This window comes from Rhodococcus sp. IEGM 1409 (assembly GCF_030056735.1).
Taxonomy (GTDB): Bacteria; Actinomycetota; Actinomycetes; order Mycobacteriales; family Mycobacteriaceae; genus Rhodococcus_F.
Genome location: NZ_JASHKN010000007.1, coordinates 169,370 through 194,746, shown reverse-complemented (window position 1 = coordinate 194,746; position 25,377 = coordinate 169,370). Strand labels below are relative to the sequence as shown.

The window sequence follows — 25,377 nt, the reverse complement described above, 5'->3', positions numbered from 1 at the left end:
CCCCACGATCTGGGGTACAGGCGGTGCGGTGTTCGATGTCAACTATTGAAGGCAGGACCGGCCGTGAACAGCCCCAGCATCAACCAGAACGCTCCCGAGTCACTGGCGGAGATCGAGAAGCGAGTTCTGTGGTTGTCGACCGCGATGATCCATCACGCCAACCGTGTCCGTCCGAATCCCAGTGGGCTCAAGGTCGGCGGCCATCAAGCCTCGTGCGCGTCGATGGTCTCGATCATGACGTCTCTGTGGTTCGGTCAACTTCGTTCCGGCGACCGGGTTTCCGTCAAGCCTCATGCGGCTCCGGTGCTCCACGGCATCAACTATCTGCTCGGTGAACTCGACGAGTCGTACCTGACCACACTGCGCGAGTTCGGGGGCTTGCAGAGCTACCCGAGTCGATCGAAAGATCCTGATCCGGTGGATTATTCGACCGGATCGGTGGGCATCGGCGCGACGGCTCCCATCTGGGGCGCCATTGCACGCCGGTACGTCGACGCCTCCCTCGGCGGCGCCGGAACCGGGCGTCAGTACTCCCTCGTCGGTGACGCCGAACTCGACGAGGGCGCTGTGTGGGAAGCAGTTCTCGACCATTCGGTTGCCGAACTGGGTGAGATCGTGTGGATCGTCGACCTCAACCGCCAATCACTCGACCGGGTGGTGCCGAACATCGCCGCAACCCGCCTGGAGCGCATGTTCTCGGGCGCCGGCTGGCAGGTCATCACCGTGAAATTCGGCGCATTGCTGGAATCACTGTTCACCCGGCCCGGCGGCACCGCGTTGCGCGAACGAATCCTGGACATGCCGAATCCGGAGTACCAGCGTCTGCTGCGATGCACGGCCGACGAGGTACGTCTGAGACTGCCTGGCGACGCGGCGGACGCCGACGCGATCACTGCGCTGATCAACGGCCTCGACGACGCCACGGTGCTCGAGGCCATCCGCAATCTCGGTGGCCACGACCTCGACGCTCTGCGAGAGGCGTACGCGCAGATCGACGACACCCGTCCCACCGTGATCATCGCGTACACGATCAAGGGCCGGGGCCTGCCGACGCAGGGCCATCCGCAAAACCATTCGTCGCTGCTCACCACCGAGCAGTACGAACATCTGGCGGCGGAACTCGGCATGGACCCGTCGAAGCCCTGGGAACGGTTCGAGGCCGACAGCCCGTCCGGCCGCATCTGCGCCGAAACCGCTGGGCGCCTGGCTCGCCCGAAGGTGGAGCATCTGGTGCCCCCGGCAGTTCCGACAGACATCGGCCGTACCCCCTCCGGCACGTCCACCACTCAGGCAGCTCTCGGTCGGGTGCTGCTCGACCTCAGCCGCGAAGCACCGGACGCCGCGAAACGTGTTGTCACACTGAGCCCGGACGTCAGTTCCACCACCAACCTGGCGGGGTGGCTGAACAAGGTCGGGGTGTGGTCCCCCAACGAACGGCACAACTGGTTTGCCGACGACGCCGAAACGATCATGCACTGGCGTGAGAAGCCCACCGGTCAGCACATGGAACTCGGTATCGCCGAGACCAACCTGGTCGGACTGATGGGCGAACTCGGTGCGACGTGGAGTCGCTGGGGCCAGCCACTCTTCCCCATCGGCGTGATGTACGACCCGTTCATCGAGCGGGCTCTCGAACCGTGGTCGTACGGCATCTACGCCGGTGGACAGTCGATCATGGTCGGGACACCATCGGGAGTCACCTTGGCCGCCGAAGGTGGTGCGCACCAGTCGATCAAGACCCCCTCCATCGGACTGGAACAGCCGGGATGCGTCAGTTTCGAACCGGCGTTTGCCGTCGACGTCGAATGGACACTCCTCGACAGCATCGGACGCCTGGGCCGCCCCGACGGCAGCTCGTCGTATCTGCGTCTGTCGACCCGTCCGGTCGATCAGGCCCTGGCCGCGGTACCGATCGATCCAGCTGCGCGAGAACGTCGTCGACGTCAGGTGGTGGCCGGGGCATACACGCTGCGGCACAACCCTGATCCCGCCGTCACTCTGGTCGGTATGGGTGCCACTGTCACCGAAACACTGGTCGCCGCAGAAAGACTCGGCGAACAAGGCATCTCCGCTGACGTCGTGTGCGTGACCAGCCCGGGCTTGCTCTTCGAAGCACTCCAGTCTCGGCGCGGCCTCGCGGACGGTCCGTCGTGGATCCTGGATCAGGTCTTTCCGAGTGGTCGGTCCGCGCCGATGGTGACAGTCCTCGACGGACACCCGCACACCCTCGCGTTCCTGACGGGAATCAACAACGTCCCGGGCGCTGCGCTCGGAGTGAGCCGGTTCGGTCAGGTCGGTTCGCTCGAGGACGTCTACCGATACCACGGACTCGACTCCGACAGCATCGTCCGCGCCGCCCTCGATCTCACTTCTTGATCAATCACACTCTCTGATGCCGAGAAGCGTCCCCGCGGGGACGCTTCTCGGGTCCAGTCAGTTCTTCAGGTGTCTAGTTCTTCCAGGCCTTGTCGAAGAACATGATTCCGTCCAGGCTCTGCTGAATGCCGTGGACGTTCTGCCCCCAGACACCGAGCCACGGGGTGTTGCCGTAAACCTGCCACGGCACAACCTCATTGGCGCGTTCCTGAATCTTGGCGAGCACCTCGGTCTTGGCGTCGTTCGACGTCGCTACACCCAACTGATCGAGCAGCGTATCCATCTCGGGGTCGGAGAAGCTCGCGGCGTTGTTTCGCCCACCGGTCTTGAGGTTCGAGTACAGACGCTCGAACGGATCGGCTTCCGCGAGGTTGGCGGAACCTGTTGCCATGTCGAAGTCGCGGTCGGCGTACAAACGCTTGACGACGTCGGCAACCGAGTTGACGTACTCGATCTGGAAATCGAAACCGACAGCGTTGGCCATCGACTGCAGTGCCAGAGCCATCGCCTGCGCCGAGTTCTCCTGCAGCGTCAGGTATGTGATCTTGCCGTCGAAACCGTCGGCCTTGGCCTCGTCGAGCAGCTGCTTCGCCTTGGCCGTGTCGACACCGATCGGAGCGACGTCGTTGTGCCAGCGGGAGGTGTCCTGGAAGATGACCTGCCCGGGCAAACCCTTACCTTCGTTGAGCCGGTTGTCGAGTGCGACGGGATCGGTCGCGAGCGCCAACGCCTGACGCACCCGCACGTCGGCACCGGGACGACCGGGAGCCGTGTTGACCAGCGACAGGTACGACAGCGACGGGATGTCGACAAAGCCCGGGTAGCCGGAGTCGATCAGATCCAGCACGTTCGGAAGCGAACGCATGTACGCGACGTCGGTGCCGCCGCTCTCGAGCGATTCGGTGGTGGACTGCGAACCGACGATGCTGATCAACCGCAACTTGTCCACGTTCGGGGCACCGTCGAAGTAATCTTCCCGAGCGTCGAGGATCAATTCCTCGTTGGGAGCGAACTTCTCGAGGGTGAACGCACCCGCGCCGATGGGGGTGAACTGATCACCCTGCTGGGCGCTGGGCGCGACGATCATGCCGGGGCCGGTGGAGAGCAGTGACTCGATGCCGGTCCACGGGTCAACAAGATTGAAGACGACCGTCGACGCATCCGGGGTGTCGACCGACGCAACCTTCGACGCGTACAGGCTCGACTGCGGTCCCTTGTTGGTGACGTAGCGATTCAGGCTCGCCGAGACGGCCGCCGAATCCACCGGAGTGCCGTCGCTGAACTTCACACCGTCCCGCAGCGCGAGGGTCCACGTCTTGAAGTCCGAACTCGGCTCCATCGACTCGGCGAGCTTCGGAACAAATTCCTTGGACGCCGGGTCGTATCGCAGAAGCGTGTCGTAGATGGCACCCAACTCCGAACCGGCGACCGAACCGGCGATCTGCGTCTTCGCGGGATCGAGATTCGTGACGGCGGAGTACCCGCTGAACGTGAGCGTGCCGCCCTTGACCGCGTCACCCTCGCCGGATTGCTCGTTGACCAGGCCGATGGACAACCCCGAACCGGAGTCGGGTGCGTCGCCGCTCCCACCCCCGTTCCCGCTGTCAGCGCACGACGAGACGAACAGGCCGGCGGAGACTGCCAGCGCGACGGCGGCAACCTTGCGGTGACCGCGCCGAGAACTGCGACTCATTCAAAACCTCCAGGTCAGAAACTGTGATGTGAAGCATTGTCGAGACAGTTTGTGACTTAAGGCATAGGTACTAGTCGCAGGTCCCGCTCAGTGGAATCAAGTGCGACGACTGGTCAGTTTTCCAGCGACATTCGCAGGTCAGGACCTTAGCGAAGGTCAGGAATTCATTCTGATTCAGGCGCCTTTCAACGGATGAATCGCCGGAGCGCCGTCGAGGAGCGGACCGGCAGCAGCAAGCGCAGCCTGCAAATGCGGAGACTGCATGTGAGCGTCCAACTCCTCCTGCCCGCGCCAAGTTTCGATCGTGACGAACGTGCCGGGCGCAGCCGCTGACTCGAACAGCTCGTACGAAACACAGCCGTCCTCGGACCGACTCGCCTCCGCGAGAGTTGTCAGAGCCGATCGGACGTCGTCCTCGGAACCGGACTTAGCCGGGATGGTTGCAACTACACGAAGCTCGCTCATCGGATACCTTTCGCAGAGGGGAAGTCAGCTAGAGACACACGCCACAAACGTACACACGAAAAGGGCAACCAATGGGGCTACTGAAGGACGTCACCGGCTGGCGACGCGGAACGAAGTTGCAGCGTCGACTGCGCGATCTCACCGGCACGCTGGTGGTGATCACCGGTGCGGGCAGCGGCATCGGGCGTGAAACGGCCCTCGCCTTCGCGGCCCAGGGAGCAATCGTCGTCGTCTCCGACATCAACCTCGAAAGCGCGCAGGACACCGCGGCGCTCATCAACACACCCACTCAGGCCAGCGGAGCCGAAGCGGTGTTCGGTGGCGGTTCGCACGCCTACCAGGTCGACGTGTCCGACGAACAGGCCGTGATTCGTTTCGCGGAGACGGTCGCGGCACATCACGGCGTGCCGGACATCGTCGTCAACAACGCCGGAATCGGGTTCTCCGGAACGTTCGCCGACACCGAGCAACGCCAGTTCGAGCGCGTCATGGACATCAACTTCTGGGGAGTTGTCTACGGCTGCCGAGCCTTCACCCCGATGATGATCGACCGAGGAACCGGCGGGCACGTCGTCAATCTGTCCTCGGCCGCCGCGTACACGCCTCAGAAGGCCCTCACCGCATATTCGACCAGCAAGGCAGCGGTATTCATGCTCTCGGATTGCCTACGGGCAGAACTGCTTCCACACGGCATCGGCGTCAGCACCATCTGCCCCGGCCTCGTTCACACGAACATCCTCAAGACCACCGAGTTCGCCGGGACCACCGCCGAAGAGCAGCTCGAGAACCAGACCAAGGTCGACAACTTCTACCGGAAGCGAAACTTCACGCCCGATCGAGTGGCCAGCGCCATCGTGAAAGCAGTTCGCACGAACAAGGCCGTCGTACCCGTCACCGTCGAAGCCAAGCTCGGACGCACGATCAGCCGGTTGTCTCCCGGATCGATGCGCGTCGGAGCTCGGTTCGAGATCTAGGTCAGCTGCCGAAACTCAGGCTGCCCGTGAAACCCTGCAGCACATCGGCTTCCGAACGGGGAAGAACCTCGTAGGTGCTGGCGTACTGACCACTGAAACCGGTCACGGTGATCGGGCGTCCCACCGCGATGGCGTCGACGTCGATACCGGCCTGGGTGTTGACGAAGATGACAGTGTTTCCCTCGGCGCCGGACACCAGGATCTTGTGACCGTACGGCAGATCGTCGACGACGGGTCCGCTCACGATTCCGGACACCGTCACGAGACGACCTTCGCTGCCCTCACCGATTGCATTGAGGGGCAGTCGCGCCGGGCTGATCTGGGTGGTCGTGCCGATTACTTCGACGGCAGTCGGGCGGACGACGAGCAAGCCCTCCTGATCCGCGAGAACACCGGTGACCTGAACCTGATCGCCGAGCGCGATACCGGAATTGTTCGGATCGCTGATGTAAATGCCGGAATTGCCGCTCTGGAGACCAAAGCCCTTGTCGTAGAAGCTGGATTCGAACACTCCCGACGGCGTAGTCGCGGTACCCACGACGGTGACCACCGTTCCGATAGCCTGCGTGCGCGCCGCCGCGATGGAGTCCGCGGACACCTCGCCGGCAACAGCTGTGGGTTCTGCCATTGCTGCAGTACCGACAAACATCGTGGCTGCGGCCGCCACTGCCAGTGCCGTCATACCCCGACGCAGGACTGGACTGGCAAGAACGCTGTCTCGAAACATGTTTGAGGACTCCCCTGTGATTTCGTGGCCGCGCAGGTCCTCCTGATGGAGTGCCGCTTTCGCCCACCCTGAGGCACAGGTTATTACAGGTCGGACGACGCAGCGGTGGTGACATTCCGTCTCCACCGCTGCGCCTGGCCATCCGAATTTCTAGGAACCGGAGCTTCCGGACGAACCGCTCGAGCCGCTGGAACCTGTTCCGCCGCCGAGATCGTCGAGAGGATCGCTACCGGTGAGCCCTCCCGGGTACAGGTAGGCGTCGGAGATCGTGCTGAGCGAGGTTCCGGACCTGGCCGGCACCTTTGCTCGCCAGTTGACGATCGGATTCAGCACGCCGAACGGTCCGCAACCACTGGCGGCGGGCAGCGCGAAGCCGGTGGCTTCGTTCCCGACCGGGCTCACCTTCAGCGCAGTCGACGGCAGCACCGTGTAGGTCGGGACCACCGACGGGTCCGGCGAGAGACGGAGATTCACCGGCGCCGCCGCGGAACCCAGGTAGCAGTTGTCACCGAGGAATGCGTTGTTGATCTTCATCCGCACTGGGATGCTCAGATCCATGTCGGTGATGATGCCGTTGAGGGTCGGCGCTGCCGTTGCCTCCACCTCGGCGGTGACGGCGGCCAGGCCGAAGAGATTGCCGAACGGAAGATCGATACCGAGAACTCCACCGGGAACGGTCAACGGCTTGGAGTAGACACCGTTATGTCCGTCGTCGCGCGGAAGAAGGACGGTGGACTCACCTTCACCGGAGCCGGCCTCGGCGGCGATGATCATGTCGCCTTTTCCGATCGGAAGGTTGAAGCCGTTGTTGTCGAAGGTTCCGCTCTGAACCACAACCGACACACAGGATTCGGCAGTAGCCGGACACACTGCGGCACCGGGTACCGAATTGTCGACCGGATCCTGAGCCGAGGCCATCGGTGCCGCAAAAGCGAGGACCGCGCCCGCGGTACCTGCAATAACGGCCACGCGCGTGCCGAGACGTCTGTTGCCGTTCTTGTGAGATTTCTGCACTGAATTCTCCCTGCCGTTTATGTGATGGGGGACGAAACTCGCAGTCATTGCTTGTGTTTCGACCGCCGCCGACAAGGTCTCGCGGTGTGCTCCTACTCACAAGTAACAACTGAACAGATGTATATCACAGGACTTCGACTTAAAAACAGGGCAAAAGGGAGTTTCCTTAAAACGGACAAAATAGGCGATACGGTGTGTAACACTCACGGGTGATGAACAAGAACAGACTGGTCCTCTGCGTCGCGGCAGTGGGCCTACTCCTCAGCGGCTGCAGCAGCCAATCCGACAGTGCAACAGCAGAATCCACTTCGGCCGCCACCAGCACCACGGTGGCGGCGACGTCGAGTTCAACTGCCCCCGAGTCACTGTCGGCGCTGGCGACCAGCCCACCCGCCGCAACTCCAGAAGCAGCGCCGAGCGTGGCCGAATCGACTCCACCGCCGGTGTCACTACCGGTAGCGCCACCGGCAAACGCACCGATCGACGCCCGCTCACCGGAAGAGATCGTCGCGAACGCGGGTGAGAGGGGCCAGCGGTACATCGCCGCTCTGCGTCTGGCCGGGATCCCGCCCGCCGGAATGGATTCCGCAGAAATCCTTTACGCCGACGGCACCTGCAAGGCTCTTGCCGACGGCATGCCGCGGTCCGAGGTGCTGGCGGAGTTCAACTCCGTGGGCGAGGTGTACTCGCAGATCACGCCGATGTCCTCGCAGCGCATCGCCGAGATCTACGTCGACACCGCGGAGCAGACGTACTGCTGACCAGCTCAGTGATCAGGCCTTGCCGGCCAACCAGCCGTGCAGCCAGGATGTAGCCGAATTGCCCGCGCCGTCAACGACGTAACGCGTGTAGTCGGTATGGACTTGCGAGCCGTAGAAGTCGACCAACTGATCGACGCGCCGCGAATTCGCACCCGGATCGAGCTGAGCGATCAGTGCGGGGAGCCCGCCAGCGGTCACCAGATCGTTGACGATCACGGCGGCCTCGTCTCGCAGCGCGAGCGCACTTGCGGGAGTGGGATCGGACGCCTGAGCCATGAATCCGGCCAGACGCATCACAAAATCGTCCTTGGGCGTCGAGCAGTACAGGTCACCGACCGCACACAGCGTCACCGTTTTGCCTGAGAGCCAACCGAACCCACCGATTCGCGGACCACTGGCACCGTTACCGCCGACAGCGGGGCCGATCAGGACGTCGGACTCGGAACGACGGGGATCGGACAGCAAGCCGACGCCCTCCACGCGAGTCGGGGGAACAACGCCGATGCCGGTTCCGATCTCGGCGGCGAGATCGCCTGCCGCGTCGGCACCCTGGCTGTATCCGATGATGGCGAAGCGAGTGTCACCGCACGAGGCGGCCATCGCGGCGATCATGCCGCGGGCGTTGTCGACAGCCTGCTGCTTCGACTTGGCGTAGACGTTGGACTCCCACGGGAATGCCGTCGCCGAGTACGTGACGTAATCGGTGCGCACGGAACCGGGAAGGCCGTTGGTGACCGGGGCGAGCATGCCGGCGCCGGGCCTGGTGCCCGAGGGCTCCCACGTTCCCGGGATGGCCACGACGTACAGGCTGGGGCAGGGATCAGCCGACGCCACGGGAGCACTGACAACCGGTACCACTACTGCCGCAGCAAGTGCCGACAACACCGCAACGAGACGTCTCGCACGCATGAAACTCCCCTGATTTAACTGAAGCAACCCATACACCACTATCGATGCCAGGAATCATACTGTCTGGGCGTTATGTCTGTCCGATGCACGATCGATGAAGGTTTGTTACAGATCGTGCGAATTACTTGCAGAAACAAAGCCGCACCCCACCGAATGCGGTGGGGTGCGGCTTTGTAAGAGCCTCTAGCGCTGCGGAGCCGCTGTCGGGTGGATCGGTGACGGAAGGGCGGTAACACCCTCGAGGTAGGTGTCCACAGCAGCTGCTGCGGAACGTCCCTCGGCGATGGCCCAGACGATCAGGGACTGACCGCGGCCCATGTCGCCGGCCACGAACACGCCGTCGACGTTGGTGTTCCACTTCGACGTGCGGGCGACGTTGCCGCGCTCGTTCAAGTCGACACCGAGATCGGTGAGCAGACCCGGCTTCTCGGGGCCGACGAAGCCCATCGCCAGGAGCACGAGATCGGCTTCGAGCTCGAAGTTCGAGCCCTCGACCTTCTCGAACCGGCCCGACTTCATCTCGACCTCGTGAGCCTTGAGTCCGGTGACCTTGCCGTTTTCACCGACGAAGTTCTCGGTGTTGACGGAGAACAGACGCTCGCCGCCTTCCTCGTGAGCCGAGGCCACGCGGAACATGAGCGGGTACGTCGGCCACGGGGTCTGCTCGGCGCGAGTCTCCGGCGGACGCGGCATGATCTCGAACTGGTGGACGCTGGTCGCGCCCTGACGGTGCGAGGTGCCGAGGCAGTCCGCTCCGGTGTCGCCGCCGCCGATGATGACAACCTTCTTGCCCTCAGCGGTGATGGTGGGAGCGTCGAGGTCACCCAACTGCACGCGGTTGGCGATCGGAAGGAACTCCATCGCCTGGTGGATGCCGTCCAGTTCGCGGCCCGGGATCGGCAGATCGCGAGCTGCGGTGGCGCCGCCGGCCAGAACCACTGCGTCGAACTGCTCGCGCAGCTCGTCCGCGGTGATGTCCACGCCGACATTGACGTTGGTCTTGAAGACGGTGCCTTCGGCTTCCATCTGCTCGAGACGGCGGTCGATGTGCCGCTTCTCCATCTTGAACTCGGGGATGCCGTAGCGCAGCAGGCCGCCGATGCGGTCTGCCCGCTCGAAGACCGTCACTGCGTGACCGGCGCGGGTCAGCTGCTGCGCTGCAGCCAGACCGGCCGGACCACTGCCGACAACTGCGACCTTCTTGTTGGTGGCGTGCGCGGCGCGAACCGGCTTGACCCACCCTTCGTCGAAGGCCTTGTCGATGATCTCGACCTCGACCTGCTTGATGGTGACCGGATCCTGGTTGATGCCCAGGACACAGGACGCCTCACAGGGTGCGGGGCACAGACGACCGGTGAACTCCGGGAAGTTGTTGGTCGCGTGCAGACGCTCGATGGCGTCGTGCCAGTGGTCCTTGTAGACCAGGTCGTTCCACTCGGGAATCAAGTTTCCGAGAGGGCAACCGTTGTGGCAGAAAGGAATTCCGCAGTCCATGCAACGACTGGCCTGAGTCTTGAGGGTTTCGTTCGGAAACTCCTCGTAGACCTCTTTCCAGTCGAGCAGGCGCAACGGCACCGGCCGGCGAACCGGAAGTTCGCGCGACGTGTGCTTCAGGAAGCCGCTTGGATCACCCACGAGCTGCCTCCATAACTGCCTCGTCCACGTTCTTGCCATCCTTCTCTGCGGCCGCGATGGCCAAAAGAACCTTCTTGTAGTCGCGGGGCATCACCTTTGCGAAGTGACCCACCTGCTGCGACCAGTCGCCGAGGATGCGCGTGGCAACCTCGGAGCCGGTTTCGTCGCGATGACGTTCGATGACGCTCTTCAACCAGGTGAAGTCGTCGCCCGAAAGATCCTCGAGGTCCACCAGTTCGGTGTTGAGGTTCTTCTCGAATGCCTTGTCGGGGTTGTAGATGTACGCGACGCCACCGGACATGCCGGCGCCGAAGTTACGTCCGGTGGCTCCGAGGATGACCACCTTTCCACCCGTCATGTACTCGCAACCATGATCGCCCACACCCTCGACGACGGCAGTGGCGCCGGAGTTACGGACTGCGAAGCGTTCGCCGACGACACCGCGAAGCAGAGCCTCGCCGCTGGTGGCGCCGAACAGGATGACGTTGCCACCGATGATGTTGTCCTCGGCGACAAAGCCTTCCGCTGCATCGAGCGGCGGGCGTACGACGATGCGTCCACCCGAGAGGCCCTTGCCGACGAAGTCGTTGGCGTCGCCGTGCAAGCGCAGGGTCATACCGCTGGGCACGAAAGCACCGAAGCTGTTACCGGCGGAACCGGTGAACGTGATGTCGATGGTGCCCTCGGGCAAGCCCGCTCCACCGAATGCCTTGGTGACCTCATGGCCGAGCATGGTGCCGACCGTGCGGTTGACGTTGGTGATCGCGGACTCGAAGGAGACCGCCTCACCCTTGTCGAGTGCGTTGCGGGCCGAGACGATCAACTGCTGATCGAGAGCCTTGTCGAGACCGTGATCCTGCGTGCCGGTGCAGTGGACGTCCTGGTCCATGAACGCGGACTCGACCTGGGTGAGGATCGGCGACAGATCGAGATTGCCTGCCTTGCTTCCCTTCCAGTGATCGAGAGCGCGCTTGGTGTCCAGCATGTCGACCTGGCCGACGGCTTCGAGCAGCGTGCGGAAACCGAGTTCCGCGAGAAGCTCGCGAACCTCTTCGGCGATGAACATGAAGAAGTTCTCGACGAATTCCGGCTTGCCACTGAAACGCTGACGCAGCAACGGGTTCTGCGTCGCGACACCGACGGGGCAGGTGTCGAGGTGGCAGACGCGCATCATGATGCAGCCCGAGACCACCAGCGGTGCGGTGGCGAAACCGAACTCCTCGCCGCCGAGCAGGGCAGCAACGACAACGTCGCGGCCCGTCTTGAGCTGGCCGTCGACCTGCACGACGATGCGGTCACGAAGACCGTTGAGCAGCAAGGTCTGCTGGGTCTCGGCGAGGCCGAGCTCCCACGGTGCGCCCGCGTGCTTGACGGAGGTCAGCGGGGTGGCGCCGGTGCCACCGTCGTGACCGGAGATCAGAACGACGTCGGCATGTGCCTTGGAGACACCGGCCGCGACGGTTCCGACGCCGACCTCGGAGACCAGCTTCACGTGGATGCGGGCCTGCGGGTTGGCGTTCTTCAGGTCGTGGATCAGCTGAGCGAGATCCTCGATCGAGTAGATGTCGTGGTGCGGCGGCGGCGAAATCAAGCCGACGCCAGGCGTGGAGTGCCGAACCTCGGCCACCCACGGGTACACCTTGTGAGCCGGAAGCTGGCCGCCCTCACCGGGCTTGGCTCCCTGCGCCATCTTGATCTGGATGTCGGTGCAGTTGCTCAGGTAGTGCGAGGTGACACCGAAGCGTCCCGACGCGACCTGCTTGATGGCACTGCGACGCAGATCGCCGTTCTCGTCCGGCGTGAAGCGCGACGGATGTTCGCCGCCCTCACCGGAATTGGAGCGGGCGCCCAAACGGTTCATCGCGATGGCGAGGGTCTCGTGAGCCTCGGCGGAGATGGAGCCGTAGCTCATCGCACCCGTCGAGAAACGCTTGACGATCTCGCTCGCCGGCTCGACCTCGTCGATCGAGATCGACGGCCGCTTGCCGATGTTGAAGTCGAACAGACCACGCAGAGCAGCAAGGCGCTCCGACTGGTCGTTGACCATGGTCGTGTACTCCTTGAACACCTCGTACTGGCCTGAGCGAGTTGCGTGCTGGAGCTTGAAGACCGTGTCCGGGTTGAACAGGTGGTACTCGCCTTCACGACGCCACTGGTACTCGCCACCGACCTCGAGCTCGCGGTGAGCGCGCTCTTCCGGGCGATCCAGGTATGCAATGCAGTGGCGTGACTGGACGTCGGCCGCGATCTGATCGAGGCCGATGCCACCGAGCTGCGACTGCAGACCGGTGAAGTACTCGTCCGTCAGCTCCTGCGAGAGGCCGATGACCTGGAACAGCTGAGCACCGGTGTACGACGCGAGCGTCGAGATGCCCATCTTGGACATCACCTTCAGGACACCCTTGCCGGCTGCCTTGATGTAGTTCGCGATGCCCTTCTCGAGGGTCAGACCCTCGAGCTCGCCGTTCTGCAGGAACTCGTCGATGGTCTCGAAAGCCATGTACGGGTTGACCGCTGCGGCACCGAAGCCGATGAGGAGCGCCATGTGGTGCACCTCGCGGGCGTCGCCGGCCTCGACGATGAGGCCGACCTTGGTGCGCGACTTCTCACGAACCAGGTGGTGGTGCACAGCCGAGGTGAGGAGCAGCGACGGGATCGGCGCGTAATCCTCGGTGGACTCACGGTCCGAGAGCACGACGATGCGTGCGCCACCCTCGATTGCCTGCGAGACCTGGTACTTGATGCCCTCGAGCGCACGACGGATACCGTCGCCGCCTTCCTTGACGGGGTACAGGCCGCGGATCACGACGCTGCGGAAGCCCGGGAATTCGCCGTCGTCGTTGACGTGAACGAGCTTCGACAGATCGTCGTTGTGCAGGATCGGCTGCGGGAGCGCAATCTGCTTGCAGGAGTCCGCATTCGGGTGCAGTAGGTCGCCCTCGGGGCCGATGGTCGCGCCGAGGCTGGTGACAACCTCTTCACGAATCGCGTCGAGAGGCGGGTTGGTGACCTGAGCGAAGAGCTGCGAGAAGTAGTCGAACAGCATCCGGGGACGTGACGAGAGCACGGCGATCGGAGTGTCGGTACCCATCGAGCCCAGAGCCTCGGCACCGGAGAGTGCCATCGGCTTGACCAGCAGGTTGACCTCTTCGCTGGTGAAACCGAAGAGCTGCTGGCGAAGGACGACGCGCTCGTGCGACATGTACGTGTACGGGCGGTCCGGCAGGTCGTCCATGTGGATCAGACCTTCGTCGATCCACTGCTGGTACGGGTGCTCGGCAGCGAGTTCGGACTTGAGTTCGTCGTCGCTGATGACCCGGCCCTGCGCGGTGTCCACGAGGAACATGCGGCCGGGCTGGAGGCGGACCTTGCGGACCACGGTGGACGGATCGATCGGCAGAACGCCGACCTCCGACGCCATGACAACGAGGCCGTCTTCGGTGATCCACAGACGCGACGGACGCAGACCGTTGCGGTCCAGCACGGCGCCGATGACGGTGCCGTCGGTGAAGCACACCGACGCCGGTCCGTCCCAGGGCTCCATGAGTGCCGAGTGGTACTCGTAGAACGCCCGACGAGCGGGGTCCATGCTCTCGTGCTTCTCCCAGGCTTCCGGGATCATCATGAGAACCGCGTGCGGCAGGCTGCGGCCGGCGAGGTGCAGCATCTCGAGCACCTCGTCGAAACGAGCGGTGTCACTGGCGCCCTGGGTGCAGATCGGGAAGATCTTGTCCAGGTTCTCGCGGCCACCGAAGACGTCGCTGTCGATGAGGGACTCGCGAGCGCGCATCCAGTTCTCGTTGCCGGTGACGGTGTTGATCTCACCGTTGTGAGCGACCCGGCGGAACGGGTGCGCCAGCGGCCACGACGGGAACGTGTTGGTGGAGAAGCGCGAGTGGACCAGGCCCAGTGCGCTCTCGACACGATCGTCCTGCAGATCGAGGTAGAAACCCTTGAGCTGCGGGGTGGTGAGCATGCCCTTGTAGACGAACGTCTGGCCGGACAGGCTGGGGAAGTACACGGTCTCGCTACCCGGGCCACCCTTGCCGGCGCCTTCGGAGCCGAGTTCGTGCTCGGTGCGCTTACGCACTACGTATGCACGACGCTCGAGGTCCATGCCGGTGTACTTGTCACCCTCGGAGCCGATGAAGATCTGACGGAACGTCGGCATCGCGTCGCGCGCCAGTGCGCCGAGCGAGGAGTCGTCTGTTCCGACCTCGCGCCAGCCGAGAACCTTCAGGCCCTCTTCGACGACGATCTTCTCGACTGCAGCAGCAGCCTCGTGTGCATCGGCTTCGCCCTGCGGGAGGAATGCGATACCGGTTGCGTACGCGCCTTCGGCGGGCAGCGCGAAGTCCACGACAGCTCGGAAGAACTTGTCGGGAACCTGCAGCAGAATGCCCGCACCGTCACCCGTGTTGGGTTCGGATCCGGCAGCGCCGCGATGCTCGAGGTTGACCAGAGCGGTGATCGCCTTTTCGACGATGTCCCTGCTGCGGCGACCATGCATGTCGACAACAAATGCGACTCCACAGGAGTCGTGCTCATTGGACGGGTGATAGAGGCCCTGGGGGCCTGGAAGTTGCTTCATACCCAGCCTTCGTATGCCATAAAGATGCACCGACGACCAGCAGCGCTGATGGCCATCAACTTGCAATGCAAGTCCTTCAAAGCACCGACACGACGATGTGATCGGTACCACCGAAGTAGCCGCCCTGCGCAGACGCGATGGTGTGCGTTCTGGCACCCGGCGACATGAGTCTTCGGTCGGTTGAAACTTTTGTGAGTCAACCGTGTAACGAAAACGATAATTCAGAACCCCGGCACGGGCGCAACTAAGGTAGCCCTATAATTGCTCTGAACTGCGGCGATGCAGGGAGCCAGAAGGCCCCTCGACAGATTTCGGAGCTGCGTCTGTGCAGAGAAGTTCCGATTCACAGGATACCGAATCCGCAGGAAACAGGCGCGACAGGCGATGAATGCAACAACTGGCCGCAGCGATAAGAATCAGCTGCGGCCAGTGCGCCTCGAACTGTAACAAAAGTTGATCGATCAACCAAGGTCTAGGCCTGAATTGTTTGCTCGCAGAATGCCATCGCTGTAATTTCCGTAGGCTCACACCTGAGAAGACGGGTGGCGAAGAGCAAATGACGACAGCAGTGGTGGTGGGCAGTGGCCCCAACGGTCTCGCGGCGGCGATCGAACTCGCCCGCGCCGGAATCGACGTCCATGTCATCGAGGGTGCGGACAAGATCGGCGGCGGCACCCGCAGCAGCGAGTACATAGTCGACGGACTCGTCCACGACGATTGCTCCGCCTTCCATCCCACCGCCTTGGCTTCTCCTTACTTCAAGGAACTCGACCGCGAATTCGGGCTCGCCAAGCATGGCCTGACGTGGCTGTGGCCCGAGATCGATCTGGTTCACCCACTCGACGACGGCACCGCCGGGGTTCTCTGGCGCGATATCAACCGGACCGCTGAGGGACTGGGTGTCGACGGTAAGCGCTGGCTCGACGTCTTCGGATACCTCGCCGAGAACTTCGACGAGTTGGTGCAGGACGTCTTCCAGCCGATCGTGCACGTCCCGAAGCACCCGCTGATGCTCGCCCGTTTCGGGACGGGTGCTCTGCTTCCCGCGACGGGTTTCGCTCGGATGTTCAAGACCCCACAGGCGCGGGCGCTGTTCGGTGGCGTCGCGGCGCACATGTTCGGGACGCTGACCATTCCTCTCTCCAGTGCTGTCGGCTCGATGCTCACCGCGGCCGCTCATGCTCACGGTTGGCCTGTGGCGCAAGGTGGTTCGGGGTCAATTGCTGCGGCGCTCGCATCGATCCTGCGCAGCCTCGGTGGCACCATCGAAACCGGGAACTGGGTCACCAACTACTCCCAGATCGCCGACTACGACATCGTCATGCTCGACATCGCCCCCGACGCGGCCGGGCGTCTGCTCGACGGTCGGCAGCCTGATCGCATTGCCCGGGCCTACCGCAAATTCCGCTACGGCACCGCCGCCTACAAGGTCGACTACGCCGTGCGTGGTGATTCCGACGGAAGCGTCGTGCCGTGGACGAATCCGCATGCCCGCAAGGCCGGCACCCTGCATCTGGCCGGGACGATTTCGGAAACTGCTGCTGTCGAACGTCAGACCGTTCGGGGTCAGATGCCGGACAAGCCTTTCATTCTGTTGGGCCAGCAATTCTTGGCCGACCCTTCCCGTTCCGTCGGAGACATCCATCCCGTGTGGGCGTATGCGCATGTGCCGCATGGCTATCCGGGTGACGCGACCGATGCGATCACGAGTCAGATCGAACGCTTTGCGCCGGGATTCCGGGACCGGATCGTGGGCGTCCACGTGCGCAATGTGCCGCAGATGCAGGCGTACAACCCCAACTATGTGGGTGGCGACATCTCCGCGGGGGCGAACACTGCGCGGCAGATCATCGCGCGCCCCCGGTTTGGGCTCAACCCCTATGCCACCGGGGTCCCTGGCGTGTACCTCTGCTCGTCCGCAACTCCCCCGGGCGGCGGGGTCCACGGGATGGGTGGGTTCAATGCCGCGCGGGCGGCGCTGAAGGCGCGGGGTTGAGGCGTCCCCGATGGGGACGACATTTCGGACACGCGTAGACGGAAAGCAGGGGGCGAATGCTTCGAACCATCGGCCTTCGCAGCAGGGGTCCAACTAGTGACCGGGGGTGACCGGGGTGGCCGGAGGAGTTTTTAGACATCAGGTGGATTCAGTGAATCAAGCCGGGTTTTTTCACATCGGCAGGTAGCGCCCCGGTGACGGGCCAGCCGTTGGGAAGGTAGTTGTCTTGAGCGTTCCAGGAAGTCTAATTACTTCGGCCACATATGGTCTTTTCCGAAATCAGCAATCTGCATAAAGTCCGCAAGATGGTCCACACCACATAGGCGGCCATGACCCGAGAAGTCTTTGGCCGTGGTGCCGAGCTCGGCCACTGGACTCGCCATCCTGGAGCGCATCGCATAGTGACGATGGCGTCACCTACGAGGTGTGCGGTGTGGGTCGCTGTACTCATACTGGAACGGTCTCTTAAGTCGGCACATTGCACAATGCTGGGACGCTAGTTTTGGTACGTACTTCTGAGACACGACGAGCTGGGGCAAATCTCGATCTCACACCCGAACGGCCGGGTGTTCAATTCCAAGGAAATGAGACACACTCTCCGGGTATCCGGACCGGGGCGCCAGGGAACTTTCACTGCGAGGAAGGCAACCGCGACGGATTCGCTGAACCTGCTGACCGCGCGGCACGCGCGGGCCTCGAGGTGCGCAATGATGTTCGTGTGACGCACCGACTGCTGCCGCAGACTGTGCGCCGCCTGTTCGGACGGCATGCACGGGCTCGCGCTGCGCGTCCAATATTCGTCGTTGAGTGAGCCTCGTAAAGGAGCATTGTGAGCACCCTCGGTAGCTTCATCTGGTCGATCGCCGACCAACTTCGGGGTCCCTACCGCCCCAACCAGTACGGCAACGTGATCCTCCCGCTCACAATCCTGCGCCGCCTCGACTGCATCATCGAGCCCGACCGGGATACGGTGCGCGCGCTGGCCGCGAAGTACGACAACCCCAACCGGCTCAAGATCGAGGTCAAGAAGGCCACCGGGCGGCCGTTCTACAACACCTCGAACTACTCGTTCGCCAACCTCCTCAAAGACGCCGACGGGCTAGCGGACAACCTGGCCGACTACATTGACCGGTTCTCGCCCGATGTCGATGTGTTCGAGTACTTCGACTTCAAGAAGGAGATCCTCGCTCTGGAGAAGTCGGAACTGCTGCGCGAGGTCCTCACGTCCTTCAAGGCCATCGACCTACATCCGGATTCCGTCTCCAACGCCGACATGGGTGATGCGTTCGAGTACATAATCCGCAAGTTCAACGAGGCTGCGAACGAAACTTCCGGGGATCACTACACCCCGCGTGATGCGATCCGGCTGCTGGTCGACCTGCTCTTCGCCGAGAAGGACGCAGACCTGACCGAGGCTGGAATCATCCGCAGCCTGTACGACCCCACCGCAGGCACTGGCGGCATGCTCGCCCTGGCCGAGGAACACCTCCTAGAGCAGAATCCCGACGCGAAGCTAAGCCTCTACGGCCAGGAATACAACTCGCAGTCGTACGCGATCTGCAAGTCCGACCTGCTCGCCAAGGGCCACGACGCCACCAACATCGCATTCGGCAACACCCTCACCGACGACGCGTTCAAGGGCCGCCACTTCGACTTCTGCATGTCGAACCCGCCCTACGGCGTCGACTGGAAGCAGTACGCCAAGGCGATCACGAAAGAGCGCGACGAAGCAGGCCCCTACGGCCGGTTCACCCCTGGCCTCCCGTCGACGTCGGACGGGCAGATGCTCTTCCTTCTCCACCTGGCCCACAAGATGCGCGCCCCCGAGGACGGCGGCGGCCGCGTCGGCATCGTGATGAACGGCTCGCCCCTCTTCAATGGCGCCGCCGAGTCCGGCCCCTCCAACATCCGCAAGTGGCTACTGGAGAACGACCTGGTCGAGGCCATCGTCGCGCTGCCGGCCAACATGTTCTTCAACACCGGCATCTCCACCTACATCTGGATCCTCGACAACGCCAAGCACACCGACCGCAAGGGCGTGACCCAGCTAATCGACGGCACCTCGTTCTGGACCAAGATGCGCAAGAACCTCGGTTCCAAGGGCCGCGAGATCAGCGACGCCGACCGAGCCGAGATCGTGAAGCTGTACACCAACTTCACCGACGCCGACCCCGACTACTCCAAGGTGCTGCGGAACGACGAGTTCGGCCACTGGACCATCACTGTCGAGCGGCACCTCCTCGACGAGAACGGCAATCCGGTCGTGGACCGCAAGGGTAAGCCCAAGCCGGACCCGAAGAAGCGCGACACCGAGAACGTCCCGTTCATCTACGGCGGCTCGACCGCTGGCGCCGCGGGCAAGGTCGAGGTCATCCAGGCCTACTTCGACACGGAGGTGAAGCCTCACGTACTCGACGCCTGGATCGATTGGACCAAGGTCAAGACCGGCTACGAGATCCCCTTTACCCGCCACTTCTACAAGTACGCCCCGCCTCGCGCCCTCGCCGAGATCGACGCCGATCTAGAGAAGCAGGTCGCCACAATCCTCGATCTACTGCGGGAGATTGAGGGATGACCGACTCGGTTCGCCTCAAATGGCTGCTCTCGGAATCCGACATCCGAGCGGGGGTGGAAGCCGGAGTCCTTCCGCTCCTGTCAGTCTCGATCAGCTGGGGTGTCCGACGCAGGGAGGCGGCACATGTGACCACCCGGGCGGCGTCCGAAGATCTGTCCAAATACAAGCTCTGCCGCGCGGGCGATCTCGTTATCAACCGGATGCGGGCGTTCCAGGGCGCGCTCGGCATCGCCCCAGAGGATGGGATAGTTAGTCCGGACTACGCGGTGCTGCGAGTAGACCCGAGAGTGGACAAGCGGTGGCTGAACTATTTCCTCACCAGTGGGTTCACTGTGGCTACGATGGCGAGCCTGGTTCGGGGAATCGGTGGCACGGAGGCCGGGAATGTCCGAACTCCTCGGCTGAACATCAGCGACCTGCAGTCGATGACTGTCCCCGTCGTGTCGGCAGACGAGCAGCGCACCATCGCCGATTACCTCGACCGTGAGACCGTTCGCATCGACACGCTCATCGAGGAGCAACAGCGCTTGATCGAGATGCTCCGCGAGCGGAGAGGCGCGGCGATCTCAAGTGCCGTGGCGCGGGGCATAGACAAGACCGCTTCGCTCAAGGATTCCGGTCTCCCCGGTGCTGGACCAGTTCCGACGCACTGGGAAGTAATGCCCCTCCGCTACACTATCTCGTTCCAAGAGGGCCCGGGCATTATGGCTGTGGACTTCCGAGACGAGGGCATCCCGCTGCTACGGGTGAGTTGCGTGCGAGCGGCTCAATCAACGCTCGAAGGCTGCAACTACCTCGATCCCGACGAGGTTGACCGTCGATGGTCACACTTCAGGGTCGATCGCGGAGATCTACTCATCAGCGCGAGCGCAAGCATGGGGACCGTCTCCGAGGTAACTGAGGAAACAGCCGGAGCGGTACCTTACACAGGGATCATCCGGATCAAGCCTGGGCGCATGCACAAGGACTTCATCCGCTGGTTCGTCGTGTCGGGAGAGTTCATTGACCAAGTTGATTCGCTCAAGACCGGTTCGACGATCCAGCACTTCGGCCCGACCCACCTTGCTCAGATGCGGGTGGCGCTGCCACCGACCGATGAGCAGCATCAGATTGCGGCGTACCTCGACGAGCAGACCGCGAAGAACGACACGCTCATCGAAGAGTCTGAGCGGTTGATCGAGCTCTCGAAAGAGCGTCGTTCGGCGTTGATCACGGCAGCGGTGGCGGGGCAAATCGACGTACGGGAGATGGTGTGATGTCCGATCACAACGAAGTCGTCTTCGAGTCCGAGATCTGTGCGTATCTGGAGTCCCACGGGTGGCTGTACTCGGCGAGCGACGCCGGCTACGACAGGGAGCGGGCGCTTTTCCCCGAGGACATGGTTGCCTGGCTGGAGCAGACGCAGCAGGTGGCGTCCGAGAAGGCGTTGAAGGCCGCGGGGTCGCAGGCGAAGTTCCTCGACGTGCTGACCGCGGCCCTCGACAAGCCCCTCGAACACGGCGGTGGGACACTGAACATCCTGCGTAACGGGGTGCAGTACATCGGCGGTGGCCGGTTGAAGATGGCACAGTTCCGCCCCGAGACCAGCCTGAACGCGACCACCAGCGAGCAGTACGCGGCGATGCGGGTACGGGTGATGCGGCAGGTGCACTTCTCCACCGCCGACCAACGCAGCATCGACCTGGTCTTTTTCGTCAACGGGATCCCGGTCGCCACTGTCGAGTTGAAGACCGACTTCACCCAGTCTGTTGACGAGGCGATCAACCAGTACCGCAAGGACCGGCATCCGCTGACTAACGGCCGCCCGGAGCCGCTGCTGTCGTTCGGGCATCGGGCGCTAGTGCACTTCGCGGTCTCCAACGACCTGGCTGCGATGACCACCCGGCTTGAGGGCGAGAAGACCCACTTTTTGCCGTTCAACATTGGGTGCAAGGGCGGCGCGGGGAACCCACCGGCCGAGGGCGGGCAGTCGGCAACGGCGTACCTGTGGGAGCGAATCTGGGACAAGGACGCCTGGCTCACCATCATCGGCCGGCTGATGATCGTCGAGACCAAGCAGGAATGGGACGTCGCGACCGGGACATCGGTGTCGCGGACGAGCATCCTCTTCCCTCGGTTCCATCAGTGGGAAGCCGTGACAAACATCGTGGCCGCCGTGTGCGAGGAGGGGGTGGGGCAGCGGTACCTGATCGAGCACTCGGCGGGGTCGGGGAAGACGAACACCATCGCCTGGACCGCACACCGACTTGCGCGGCTGCACGTCAACAACGAGAAGGTCTTCGACTCGGTGGTCGTGGTCGTGGACCGCACCGTGCTCGACGGGCAACTCCAGGACGCGATCCGGCAGATCGACGGATCGGGGAAGATCGTGGCCACGATCAGCCCGGAGGACGTCCGCAAGGCGGGGGCGAAGTCGAAATCCGGGCTGCTGGCAACCGCGTTGAAGAACGGGGAGTTGATCATCGCGGTGACGGTGCAAACCTTCCCTTTCGCGCTCGACGAGATCAGCAAGGACTCCTCGCTCAAGGGCCGGCGGTTCGCGGTGATCGCCGACGAGGCGCATTCCTCGCAGTCCGGCCAGATCTCCTCCAAGCTTAAAGCCGTCCTGACAGCGGAAGAGGTCAAAGCAATCGAGGATGGCGGTGAGGTCGACGTCGAGGCGCACCTCGCTGCGGAGATGACCGAGCGGGCTGAGTCGGAGAACATCTCCTACCTCGCGTTCACCGCGACGCCGAAGAACAAGACCCTCGAGCTGTTCGGCCGTATGGGGCCTGACGGGAAGCCGACCTCGTTCCACCTCTACTCGATGCGCCAAGCGATCGAGGAGGGCTACATCCTCGACGTGCTCAAGGGCTACCAAACCTACGACACTGCGTTGAAGATCGCCGGCAAAGCCGAGAGCGGCGACGGTGGCGAGGTGGAGGAGGCCGCGGCGCGCAAGGGCCTGATGCGATGGGTGAAACTGCACCCAACCAACATCAGCCAGAAGGTGCAGATCATCGTCGAGCACTTCCACACCAACGTCGCCCACCTGCTCGAGGGCAAGGCGAAGGCGATGGTCGTGACCGACGGGCGCAAGGCCGCGGTGAAGTACAAGAAGGCTATCGACGCCTACATCACTAAGCGGGCCGCCTTGGACGCCTCGTACAACTACCGGGCCCTGGTCGCCTTCTCCGGCTCGGTGACGATGGACGAGGACGAGCAGTGGGCTTCGGAGTGGGGGCCGCAGCCGAGCAAGGACGACGAGTTCACCGAAGCCAACCTGAACCCCGGCGCGGGCTCGGACTTAGCCGCCGCGTTCAAGGGCACGACGTACAAGATCATGCTGGTCGCCAACAAGTTCCAGACAGGGTTCGACCAGCCACTTCTCTCTGCGATGTATGTCGACAAGAAGCTCTCCGGGGTCACTGCCGTGCAGACGCTGTCCCGGCTCAACCGCACCCATCGCACCGCGAGCGGGGAGCAGAAGCGCAATACATTCGTCATCGACTTCGTGAACAAACCCGAGGACATCCGGGCGGCGTTCGAACCATACTTCACCGGTGCCACCCTGGAGACCGAGACCGACCCCTACGTCGTCGCCCACCTCGCCACTAAGCTCGCCCAGGCCGGGATCTACACACCGGAGCAGGTGCGCGAGGTCGCCGAACTATGGGTCACCCGCAAAGGCAACAACGCGCTCTCGGCCGCGATCAGCCCGGCCAAGCATGACTTCGCCCGCCGGTACGCAGCGGCACTCGAAGCCGACGACAAAGTCACCCTCAACACCCTCGACCTGTTCCGCAAGGACGTCTCCACCTACGTCCGGCTATACGACTTCATGAGCCAGATCGTCGACTATGGCGATCCATACATGGAGATGCTGTCGATCTTCCTGCGGCTCCTCGACAGGGTGATAGCAGACTCCTCCTGGGCCGCGGAGGTCGATCTCTCCGACGTGGTCCTGGTCGGGGTCAAACACAACAAGGCGGCTGCGGTCGACATCTCGCTGACAGGTGACGGCCAACTCAAGGGCATCAGTGCCGCCGGCACCGGTGCTCGGAAGGAACCGAAATACGTTGCCTTGCAGGTCGTCATCGACAAGATGAACGACCTCTTCGGCGCCGATGCGTTCGCCGAGTCGCAGATCCGTGAGTTCGTACTGGGGCTGGTACAGCGACTCCTCGCCTATCCGGACCTTGTCAACCAGACCAAGGTGAACTCGAAGAAGCAGTTCATGGAGTCGCAGGACTTCCAAGCGGCGGTTACTGAGGCGGTCGTCGACAATCAGGAGGCCCACAACACTATGGCCGACTACTTCTTCACCGACGGGTCCGGCATCAACGGTGTCATCGTTGCGCTAGCGGATGCCTTCTACGAGTCAGCAATCGATCAGAAGGCGGTCGGTTGAGTGCTCCCGCTCCGAAGAGGATGTGCGGGTGCTCGACTGGCCTACTTCTGTCCGCGACCACGGCCAGGTTCGGACGGCGATTTGCTGCGCTACCCCGATGCTGTTTGAGTAACCTTGGCGGACAGTGATATTCCGGATACCGGACCTACTATGAACCGGTCCGCGTCGCCATCCGAAGGCTGGATCTTCGACGTCCGATCTCGGTCAGCGGCTTAACGGACATTAGAGGCGGTTGTCTGACCCGGAAATTAGCGAGGCGAGCCCCCGCCCTCGAAAACAGTTGTACGACAAGGGGAAATCAGGCGAACCACTTGCACCGATGGATGGGGCCGCAGATCCGGCAGCCGCCCGAGGCGATTTTCATTGACCTCGCCAATCGATTCTTCAATATGCCACTGGTGCCGCATCCTTCTTAGCCGCCGTACCGACCAAAGCGGTGACTACCGGACACGTCATTGTGAATTCCGACACTAGCAGTCCGCCGGCAACCTCCATTCCGGTAGCTCCAGAAGGACGGAGCACTTCGTGCCGAACCACCCCGCCATGGGGTGAATGTCCGTTATCTTCCTCGGTAGTGGTTGCAATCTCCTGGCTGCTTGGCATCCCGCGCACGGATGCTGTCACCACGAAAGGGAGCACATCTGTGAATGGACCCGCAACGCCTACTCGTTTGTCCCGGACCACCGCGGCCCTCGGTGTCGGCGCACTCGCTGCCGCGATCACCTTCGGCAGCGCAGTGGGTACTGCATCAGCCGACACTCCGATCGTCGACCTCGGCAGTATCTCGTTCTCGGTGACCAACGGCCCCGACAACACCATCTACGACATCAACGCCATCATCAATCTCCCGCCCGGCACACTGCCGCCAGGGATGATGAACCCTCAGATCACTGCGCCCGCCGCGGCCACTCAACCAGTCAACGACTCCTTTGCAGGCACCGCATTGGACTTCATTCTGAGCTTCATCCAGGCTGCGGCCAGTTAGCCGACAACAAAAACGAGGCTACAAACTCGCTAGAGTTTGTAGCCTCGTCTTGTGGTGGGCGAAGGGGGACTTGAACCCCCACGTCCCGAAGGACACTGGCACCTGAAGCCAGCGCGTCTGCCATTCCGCCACTCGCCCGAGCAACGCCGAAACATTATCACGACAAACTTTGAAAGTTCTATTCGTGCAGATCAGGGCACGAATCGATGAACACCGAACACCCAAAAGCCCAGAACCGATACCATGCTGAAACAGCGGCCAGGTACTGCCGAAGCGACATTTGACA

Annotated in this window: 15 protein-coding genes and 1 tRNA gene; 8 read left to right on the top strand and 8 right to left on the bottom strand. The window is 63.0% G+C overall.

What is annotated here, in order from left to right; translation table 11 throughout:
* Positions 1 to 63 precede the first annotated feature (63 nt).
* A complete protein-coding gene (locus QM716_RS19370; RefSeq protein ID WP_283305694.1) occupies positions 64 to 2,376 on the top strand; it encodes a thiamine pyrophosphate-binding protein in 2,313 nt (770 codons plus the stop codon).
* Between the two features lie 73 nt (positions 2,377 to 2,449).
* Here QM716_RS19370 and QM716_RS19365 read toward each other — a convergent pair whose 3' ends face one another.
* Entirely contained in the window at positions 2,450 to 4,069 is a 1,620-nt protein-coding gene (locus QM716_RS19365; RefSeq protein WP_283305693.1) for an ABC transporter substrate-binding protein, read from the bottom strand.
* Between the two features lie 174 nt (positions 4,070 to 4,243).
* A complete protein-coding gene (locus QM716_RS19360) occupies positions 4,244 to 4,534 on the bottom strand; it encodes a putative quinol monooxygenase (RefSeq protein ID WP_003943546.1) in 291 nt (96 codons plus the stop codon).
* Between the two features lie 71 nt (positions 4,535 to 4,605).
* Between QM716_RS19360 and QM716_RS19355 the strand changes: the two genes are divergently transcribed.
* Positions 4,606 to 5,508 carry an SDR family NAD(P)-dependent oxidoreductase gene (locus QM716_RS19355; RefSeq protein WP_054825338.1) on the top strand — a complete coding sequence of 301 codons (903 nt, stop codon included), beginning with the start codon at positions 4,606 to 4,608 and terminating at the stop codon, positions 5,506 to 5,508.
* A 1-nt stretch (position 5,509) separates the two neighbouring features.
* On the opposite strand, the gene QM716_RS19350 is transcribed toward QM716_RS19355, so the two are convergent.
* Together QM716_RS19350 and QM716_RS19345 are read right to left on the bottom strand one after the other, a co-directional pair.
* Positions 5,510 to 6,235 carry a single stranded DNA-binding domain-containing protein gene (locus tag QM716_RS19350; protein WP_283305692.1) on the bottom strand — a complete coding sequence of 242 codons (726 nt, stop codon included), beginning with the start codon at positions 6,233 to 6,235 and terminating at the stop codon, positions 5,510 to 5,512.
* 150 nt (positions 6,236 to 6,385) lie between these two features.
* The gene (locus QM716_RS19345) at positions 6,386 to 7,249 is read right to left on the bottom strand and encodes a hypothetical protein (protein WP_283305691.1); all 864 of its coding nucleotides are present in this window, start codon (positions 7,247 to 7,249) and stop codon (positions 6,386 to 6,388) included.
* Positions 7,250 to 7,461: 212 nt separating this feature from the next.
* On the opposite strand from QM716_RS19345, the gene QM716_RS19340 reads away from it, so the two are divergent.
* Complete coding sequence (locus tag QM716_RS19340; protein ID WP_283305690.1) at positions 7,462 to 8,010, top strand: DUF732 domain-containing protein; 549 nt, start codon at positions 7,462 to 7,464, stop codon at positions 8,008 to 8,010.
* Between the two features lie 12 nt (positions 8,011 to 8,022).
* Here QM716_RS19340 and QM716_RS19335 read toward each other — a convergent pair whose 3' ends face one another.
* The 3 genes from QM716_RS19335 to gltB form a co-directional block, all read right to left on the bottom strand.
* Positions 8,023 to 8,919, bottom strand: a complete 897-nt coding sequence (locus tag QM716_RS19335; RefSeq protein WP_283305689.1) for a cutinase family protein — start codon at positions 8,917 to 8,919, stop codon at positions 8,023 to 8,025.
* A gap of 183 nt (positions 8,920 to 9,102) precedes the next feature.
* Positions 9,103 to 10,554: a glutamate synthase subunit beta gene (locus QM716_RS19330; protein WP_283305687.1), complete on the bottom strand. Its 1,452-nt coding sequence runs from the start codon at positions 10,552 to 10,554 to the stop codon at positions 9,103 to 9,105.
* Positions 10,547 to 15,145, bottom strand: a complete 4,599-nt coding sequence (gltB, locus tag QM716_RS19325) for a glutamate synthase large subunit (RefSeq protein ID WP_283305686.1) — start codon at positions 15,143 to 15,145, stop codon at positions 10,547 to 10,549. Before gltB ends, QM716_RS19330 begins: the two co-directional genes overlap by 8 nt.
* A 556-nt stretch (positions 15,146 to 15,701) precedes the next feature.
* Here gltB and QM716_RS19320 point away from each other — a divergent pair.
* The 5 genes from QM716_RS19320 (at position 15,702) to QM716_RS19300 (ending at position 25,091) form a co-directional block, all read left to right on the top strand.
* The gene (locus tag QM716_RS19320) at positions 15,702 to 17,141 is read left to right on the top strand and encodes a phytoene desaturase family protein (protein WP_283305685.1); all 1,440 of its coding nucleotides are present in this window, start codon (positions 15,702 to 15,704) and stop codon (positions 17,139 to 17,141) included.
* A gap of 829 nt (positions 17,142 to 17,970) precedes the next feature.
* Positions 17,971 to 19,716 (top strand): type I restriction-modification system subunit M, encoded by a 1,746-nt coding sequence (locus tag QM716_RS19315; RefSeq protein ID WP_283305683.1) that lies wholly within the window; start codon positions 17,971 to 17,973, stop codon positions 19,714 to 19,716.
* Complete coding sequence (locus QM716_RS19310; RefSeq protein ID WP_283305681.1) at positions 19,713 to 20,972, top strand: restriction endonuclease subunit S; 1,260 nt, start codon at positions 19,713 to 19,715, stop codon at positions 20,970 to 20,972. The genes QM716_RS19315 and QM716_RS19310 overlap by 4 nt, the downstream gene beginning before the upstream one ends.
* Entirely contained in the window at positions 20,972 to 24,106 is a 3,135-nt protein-coding gene (locus QM716_RS19305; protein ID WP_283305680.1) for a type I restriction endonuclease subunit R, read from the top strand. Before QM716_RS19310 ends, QM716_RS19305 begins: the two co-directional genes overlap by 1 nt.
* A 643-nt stretch (positions 24,107 to 24,749) precedes the next feature.
* The gene (locus QM716_RS19300) at positions 24,750 to 25,091 is read left to right on the top strand and encodes a hypothetical protein (RefSeq protein ID WP_283305679.1); all 342 of its coding nucleotides are present in this window, start codon (positions 24,750 to 24,752) and stop codon (positions 25,089 to 25,091) included.
* A 52-nt stretch (positions 25,092 to 25,143) separates the two neighbouring features.
* On the opposite strand, the gene QM716_RS19295 is transcribed toward QM716_RS19300, so the two are convergent.
* A tRNA-Leu gene (locus QM716_RS19295) sits at positions 25,144 to 25,229 on the bottom strand.
* Between the last annotated feature and the right edge of the window lie 148 nt (positions 25,230 to 25,377).